This window comes from Dietzia sp. DQ11-44 (genome assembly GCF_014145205.1).
GTDB lineage: Bacteria > Actinomycetota > Actinomycetes > Mycobacteriales > Mycobacteriaceae > Dietzia > Dietzia natronolimnaea.
In genome coordinates, this window is sequence record NZ_JAALEC010000306.1 from 1 (window position 1) to 7,014 (window position 7,014).

Annotated in this window: 5 protein-coding genes; 2 read left to right on the forward strand and 3 right to left on the reverse strand. The window is 71.8% G+C overall.

The genetic code is table 11. From position 1 onward, the window contains the following. Positions 1-312: 312 nt before the first annotated feature. Positions 313-825, forward strand: a complete 513-nt coding sequence (locus G6018_RS08470; protein ID WP_179524465.1) for an inorganic diphosphatase — start codon at positions 313-315, stop codon at positions 823-825. 129 nt (positions 826-954) lie between these two features. On the opposite strand, the gene G6018_RS08475 is transcribed toward G6018_RS08470, so the two are convergent. The 3 genes from G6018_RS08475 to G6018_RS08485 all read right to left on the reverse strand — a co-directional run bounded on the left by G6018_RS08475 (position 955) and on the right by G6018_RS08485 (position 3,048). Then, positions 955-1,818 carry a crotonase/enoyl-CoA hydratase family protein gene (locus tag G6018_RS08475; RefSeq protein ID WP_179524464.1) on the reverse strand — a complete coding sequence of 288 codons (864 nt, stop codon included), beginning with the start codon at positions 1,816-1,818 and terminating at the stop codon, positions 955-957. A 23-nt stretch (positions 1,819-1,841) separates the two neighbouring features. Continuing rightward, the gene (locus G6018_RS08480; RefSeq protein ID WP_182639374.1) at positions 1,842-2,048 is read right to left on the reverse strand and encodes a PspC domain-containing protein; all 207 of its coding nucleotides are present in this window, start codon (positions 2,046-2,048) and stop codon (positions 1,842-1,844) included. Positions 2,049-2,223: 175 nt separating this feature from the next. Next, entirely contained in the window at positions 2,224-3,048 is an 825-nt protein-coding gene (locus G6018_RS08485; RefSeq protein WP_179524462.1) for an SDR family oxidoreductase, read from the reverse strand. A 67-nt stretch (positions 3,049-3,115) separates the two neighbouring features. Between G6018_RS08485 and G6018_RS08490 the strand changes: the two genes are divergently transcribed. After that, the gene (locus G6018_RS08490; protein WP_182639375.1) at positions 3,116-6,967 is read left to right on the forward strand and encodes a Pls/PosA family non-ribosomal peptide synthetase; all 3,852 of its coding nucleotides are present in this window, start codon (positions 3,116-3,118) and stop codon (positions 6,965-6,967) included. The last annotated feature ends 47 nt before the right edge of the window (positions 6,968-7,014 follow it).

The following is a 7,014-nucleotide window of genomic DNA, read 5'->3' on the forward strand; positions in this document are numbered from 1 at the left end:
GCAGCTCCCCCTCGACATCGGTGAGGAGTGCCGCCACCACGAGGCCCGCCACCAGCAGCGCGACGGTGACGAGGACGACCCCGATCCGCCACGCCGGGCCCCGCCCCCGCCACACGCGCCGTTCGGTCACCGACCCCCACCCTCCCGGACTCGCCTCACCCCGCACCCGACCGGGCAGCGGCCATCAACCACCCACGCTAGCGGGCGACCTGACGACGAGCGCCCCCGGTGCCGCACCGGCCTACTACACTCGACGCGAATTCCCGGGCGCGCGTCCGGGGTCCCGAGAACGCCGATCAGCGAGGTACGCCAGTGTCCGTCGAAGTGACCATCGAGATCCCCAAGGGCTCGCGCAACAAGTACGAGATCCACCACGAGACCGGGAAGATCTACCTCGACCGGTTCCTGTTCACCTCGATGGGCTACCCGGCCGACTACGGCTACATCGACCACACCCTGGCCGACGACGGCGACCCGTGCGACGCGCTGGTCCTGCTCGACGAGTCGGTGTACCCCGGCGTGATCGTCAACTCCCGCGTCGTGGGCGTCTACACGATGTCGGACGAGGCCGGCGGCGACGACAAGCTGCTGTGCGTGCCGGCCCTGGACCCGCGGTGGGAGCACATCCAGGACGTGAACGACGTCCCGGAGTACGAGCTCAAGGCGATCGAGCACTTCTTCCTCCACTACAAGGACCTCGAGCCGGGCAAGCACGTCACCCCCGGCGAGTGGCGGGACAAGGCCCACGGCGAGAAGCTCGTGGCCGAGGGGATCGAGAACTACGGCACGCATCCCGAGGAGAAGGCCGAGCCCAACCGCGGCTGACCCCGGCCCGCCGCATCCCGTTCCACAACGACGCGAAGAGCGTTCCGCACACATCGCCCGAGAGGCGGGTGTGCGGAACGCTCTTGTCGATGCAGGAGGCCGGGTGTGCCGGGCGGTCTGCGCCGGGGCTCAGCGGCCGGTGAACCTGGCCTCGCGCTTCTCCAGCGTCGCCGAGATGGCCTCCATCATGTCGGCGGAGGCGAGGAAGCCCGCGTTCCACGTGGCCACGTAGCGGTTGTTCTCGTAGATCTGTCCCTCGATGCCGCGGTTCAACACCTCGCGGGTCCCGCGGACGACGAGCGGGGGGTTGCCCGCGATCTCGGCGGCGGTGGCGTGCGCCGAGTCCAACACGCCGGCGGCGTCCTCGGCCACGTGGGTGACCAGCCCGTAGCGCAGGGCGGTCTCCGCGTCGATGTCCCGTCCGGTCAGGGCGAGCTCCCGGGTCAGCCCCTGGCCGATGATGTGGGGCAGCCGCGCGAGCGACCCCATGTCGGCCACGATCCCCACCTTGACCTCGCGGATCGAGTAGGAGGAATCGGCGGCACCGTGGCGGACGTCGCACGCGGAGATCAGGTCCACGGCGCCCCCGATGCAGCGGCCCTGGACCGCCGCGACAGTCGGGGTCTTGGCCGACGCCACCGAGTCGATGGCGCGGCGCATGTTCTCCACGAAGTCCAGGATCCGCTCGTTACGAGAGGCGTCCGGGGTCTTGTCCTGGGGCAGGAAGTCCATGAACTGCGGCATCATCGCCATCAGATCCAACCCGTAGGAGAAGTTCCGGCCCTCACCGGCGATGACGGCGGCGCGGACCTCCGGATCGGCGTCGAGTTCCGCCATCACACGGGGCATCTCCGCCCAGAAGTCGGGCCCCATACCGTTGTGGGGGCCGGGCCCGATCAGCGTCACCTGCGCGACGAACGGGTCCCGGACCCCCTTCTCGATGCGGACGGAGGAGTACTGACCGGGCGCGGCTGAGGTGTCTGGAGTGCTCATGCGCTCAGCCTGCCATGGCCTCCTCAGGCGCGGGCGTCAGGCATGACGAACCACAGGATCACGTAGAGCAGCACCTGCGGCCCGGGCAGCAGCAGCGAGGCCACGAACAGGACGCGGACCAACACCGGGTCCAGCCCGAAGTAGTCGGCCAGTCCGCCGCACACGCCCCCGATCCAGCGGTCCTCGGACCTGGCCAGTCGCCTGGGCTGGGAGTCTGAAGGGTAGGTCATGACGTGTCACCTCGTCGTCGTCGGAAATTGGTGGCCGGGGACCTCTCCCCGATGACCTCCAGTCTCCTCCCCCGCAGCGTCCGCCACATCCGGGACGGACCCCGAATCCGACCCTGAACCGCGCCTCGGGGTGGGGACGCGGGAGCGGGCGCGGACTCAGCTGTGGAACTCGCCCTCAGGTGTGGAACTCGCCGCAGTCCACGGTGAGGGTCTGGCCGGTGATCGCCGACGCGGCGTCCGAGAGCAGGAACACCACCGGGTCGACGATCTCGCGCTCGCCGGGCAGGCGGCGCAGGTCCATCTTCTCGGCGGTGTGGGCGTAGACGTCCTCCACGGTCCCGCCGTACTTGCCCGCCAGGTGTTCGAAGTACCCCTTGAGGGTCTCGCCGTAGATGTACCCGGGCGCCACGGTGTTGACGCGGATCCCACGCGGTCCGAGCTCGGTGGCCAGGGAATGCCCCAGCGCGACGAGGGCGGTCTTGGCGATCTTGTAGCCGGCGTAGCGCTCGCGGGAATGGTGGATGACGGCCGAGGCCATCATCACCACGGAGCTGCTCGCGGGCGCGGCGTCGATCTGCTCCGCGTCCGGGGTCTCCGCGCCCGCCTCGAGCAACGGGGTGAACTCCTGGGTGGTGCGGAGCGCGCCGAGGACCGAGAGGTCGATCCCCCGCGAGATCTGCTCGTGGTCGGTCTGGGCCAGCGGCTTCATGCTGGGTACGGCGAACGCGCTGTAGACCAGGCCGTGGACCGCATCGGTGTGCTGGGCGACGGTCTCGCGCAACGCCCGCACGGAGTCGGCCTCCGTGGCGTCCACCGCGGCGGCGATCGCGGTGCCACCGGCGGCACGGACCTCGTCGACGATCCCGTCGAGCCGGGAGGCGGTGCGGGCGGCCACGACGACGGTCGCCCCCTGTTCGGCTGCCCGCAGGGCGAGGGTCCGCCCGAAACCGGGCCCCGCTCCCACGATCACGACGGTCTTGCCCTGGAGAGATTCTGACATGAGTTAATAGAACCAGTTCCACCCACGCTGTGGGGGGAAGTTCACCCGGCCGGGATAGCATCCGCACGTGCACACCATCCCTGAGCAGTATCTTCGCAGCTCACAGGCCCCGAGCCCCCGGACATTGCTGGACGTTCTGGGCTCCGCGGCCCAGGGTCACCCGGACGCCCCGTGCCTCGACGACGGAGCGCGCGTGTTGAGCTACCGCGAGGTGTGGGAGGAGATCCACACCTCGGCGCGCTGGATGCAGCAGCAGGGGGTCGGGGCGGGCGACCGGGTGGGCATCCACATGCCCTCCGGCGGCGTCGAGTTGTACCTGGCGATCCTGTCGACCCTCGCCGCCGGGGCGGCGTACGTCCCCGTGGACGTGGACGATCCGGCCGACCGCGCCGAGCTGGTGTTCGGGCAGGCGCAGGTGGCGGCCGTCTACACCGCCCAGGGGATGCGGGTCACCGACCCCGGACGTCCGGCCGACCCGTCGCGACACCGGGCCCCCACCGTCGACGACGACTGCTGGATCATCTTCACCTCCGGCACCACCGGCCTGCCGAAGGGTGTGGCGGTGACCCACCGCAGCGCGGCCGCGTTCGTGGACGCCGAATCGCGGATCTTCCTCACCGGCGCCCCGCTCGGCCCGGGCGACCGGGTGCTGGCGGGGTTGTCCGTGGCGTTCGACGCCTCCTGCGAGGAGATGTGGCTGGCCTGGGCACACGGGGCGTGCCTGGTGCCCGCGCCCCGGTCGATCGTCAAGTCCGGGCTCGACCTGGGCCCGTGGCTGCGCGACCGCGGGATCACGGTGATCTCCACCGTCCCGACCCTGGCCTCGATATGGCCGGAGGAGATGCTCGCCGACATCCGCCTGGTGATCCTCGGCGGCGAGGCCTGCCCGCCCGAGCTCGCCGCGCGACTCGCGGGAGACGGCCGGGAGGTCTGGAACACCTACGGGCCGACCGAGGCCACCGTGGTGGCGTGCGCGGCGCCGCTGGACGGCAGGGGTGAGGTCTCGATCGGCCTGCCGCTGGACGGATGGGACCTGGCCGTGGTCGACGCCACGGGACTGCCTGTCGGCTACGGCGAGTCCGGCGAGCTGGTGATCGGTGGCGTCGGACTGGCCCGATACCTCGACCCGGACAAGGACGCCGAGAAGTACGCGCCCATGGAGACCCTCGGGTGGGAGCGCGCCTACCGGTCCGGCGACGTCGTGCGCCTCGAGGCCGACGGCCTGTACTTCACCGGCCGCGTGGACGACCAGGTCAAGATCGGTGGACGCCGTCTCGAGCTGGGCGAGGTCGACACCGCGGTGTCCGCCCTGCCGGGAGTGAACGCCGGAGCCGCCGCGGTCAAGAAGACCGACGCGGGCCAGTCCGTGCTCGTGGCCTACCTCGTGGCCGACGACCCCGGGCACTTCGACCTCGCCGACGCCGCCGGGATCCTGCGCGACCGCCTGCCGGCGGGTGTGGTCCCCCGGTTGACCCTGGTCGACGAGCTGCCCACCCGCACGTCGGGGAAGGTCGACCGCGCGGCCCTGCCGTGGCCCCTCGCGCAGACCTCGGCCGCCGAGACCGAGCTGGACGGCACCGATGCGTGGGTGGCCGAACTGTGGTCCTCGGCCCTCGGCGCCGACGTCTCCGGGGTGGACGAGGACTTCTTCGCCCTGGGGGGCGGCTCGCTCGCCGCCGCCCACGTGGTGGTGGCGGTCCGGGAGCGCTTTCCCGGCGTCACCGTGGGGGACATCTATGACCGCCCGCGCCTGGGCGACTTCGCGGAGTATCTCGACGAGCTCGAGCCGGTGGCCGCCGTGGAGCCGCGACACGTCAGGCCCGTCGGCCGCGGCGCGCAGACGGTGCAGGTCCTGGCGACCCTCCCGCTGCTGACGATCACCGGGCTGCAGTGGCTCACCTGGCTGGGGATCGCCAACAACGTCGCCGCCTCCGTGGGGGTGCCCTGGGCGCGCCCGGTCTCGTGGTGGGTGCTCGGGATACTCGCGGTGTTGCTGCTGTTGCCCGCGGGCCGCACGGTGGTGACGGGGCTCCTCTGCCGGGTCCTCATGGCCGGGGTCACCCCGGGCACCTATCCGCGGGGCGGCTCGGTGCACCTTCGCCTCTGGGCGGCCGAACGGCTGGTCGAGGCCTCCGGCGTCGCCAACCTCGAGGGCGCCGGCTGGCTCACACCGTTCGCGCGGCTTCTCGGCGCGTCGATCGGCCACGGCGTGGACATGCACACCCTGCCCCCCGTCACCGGGCTGCTGACCGTGGGCGACGGAGCCTCCATCGAGCCCGAGGTCGACCTGGCCGGGCACTGGATCGACGGCGACGTCCTGCACATCGGAGCCGTGGCGATCGGCGAGAACGCGGTGGTGGGAGCCCGGTCCACACTGCTGCCCGGCGCGGTGGTCGGCAGCGGCGCGCACGTGGAGATCGGGTCCGCCGTGGTGGGCACCGTCAAGGCCGGGAAGCGCTACGCGGGCTCACCCGCCCTCAAGCGGGGCAAGCGGGGCTCGAGCTGGCCGGCCGAACCCGCACCCCGCAGTCGCGTGTGGAGCGTGATCTACCAGCTCTCGGCGGTGGCCCTCGGCGCGATGCCGCTACTCGCCCTGGCCGCCGGACTCGCGGTGGTGGCCTGGGGGGCGCGGGACGCCACGACCCCCGGCCAGCTGTTCCTGAGTACCACCCTGTGGTCGGTCCCCGGGACGCTGCTCGCGCTCGCGTTGTTCGCCGCGCTCACGCTGGTGTCGGTCCGTGCGCTCTCGGTGGGCCTCGAGGAGGGGTTCCACCCGGTTCACTCGCGCATCGCGTGGCAGGCCTGGTGCAGCGAGCGCATCATGGACGCCTCGCGGAACTGGCTGTACCCGCTCTACGCCTCGATGCTCACCCCGATGTGGCTCCGGGCGCTGGGCGCGCGGATCGGCAAGGACGTGGAGGCCTCGACCGTCCTGCTCATCCCCTCGCTCACCACCGTCCGGGACGGGGCGTTCCTCGCCGACGACACGATGGTCGCGCCGTACGAACTGGGATCGGGCTGGATGCGGTTGGAGCAGGCGCAGGTCGGCAAACGCGCGTTCCTGGGCAACTCCGGAATCGCGTCCGCCGGCCGCAAGGTCCCCGCGCGCGGGCTGGTCGCCGTGCTGTCCTCCGCGCCGCAGAAGGCCAAGAAGGGCACCTCGTGGCTCGGTTCACCGCCGCAGAAATTGCCCAGGGCCGTGACCGACGGCGAGAGCGATGTGCGCACCTACCAGCCGCCCCGGCGCCTCAAGGTGGCCCGCGGCGCCTGGGAGACCCTGCGCCTGGTCCCCGTGTGGCTCTCGTTCCTGCTGCTGGTCAGCGTCCTGGTCGTGATGCAGGAGATCCACCGGGAATGGGGTTTCGGCGTCGCGGCGCTGGCCTCCGGGGTCACCCTCGCGTACGCCGGACTCGTGGCCCTGTTCGTCTCGGTGCTGGCCAAGTGGCTCCTGGTGGGCAGGATCCGCGCGGGCGAACAACCCCTGTGGTCCTCCTTCGTGTGGCGCAACGAGGTCGCCGACTCGTTCGTCGAACTCCTCGCCGCGCCCTGGATGGCCCGCCCCGCCTCCGGCACCCCGATCCTCACCGTCATGCTGCGGCTGCTCGGGTCGCGCATCGGCCGGGGTGTGTGGTGCGAGTCCTACTGGCTCCCCGAGGCCGACCTGGTCTCCCTGGGCGACGCCGTCACCGTCAACCGCGGCTGCGTGGTGCAGACCCACCTGTTCCACGACCGCATCATGCAGATCGACCGGGTGGACATGGCCGACGGCGCGACCCTGGGCTGCCACTGTGTGACCCTCCCGGCGTCCTCGATCGGCGACGGCTCCACCGTGGGCCCGGCGTCGCTCGTCATGCGCGGCGACCGTATCCCCCCGGGCACCCGCTGGCAGGGCAACCCGATCGCGCCCTGGCGGGGCTGAGCGGGGCGCACCCGGGCGGGACGCACGAGGGCAGAGGCGCCCGCGTG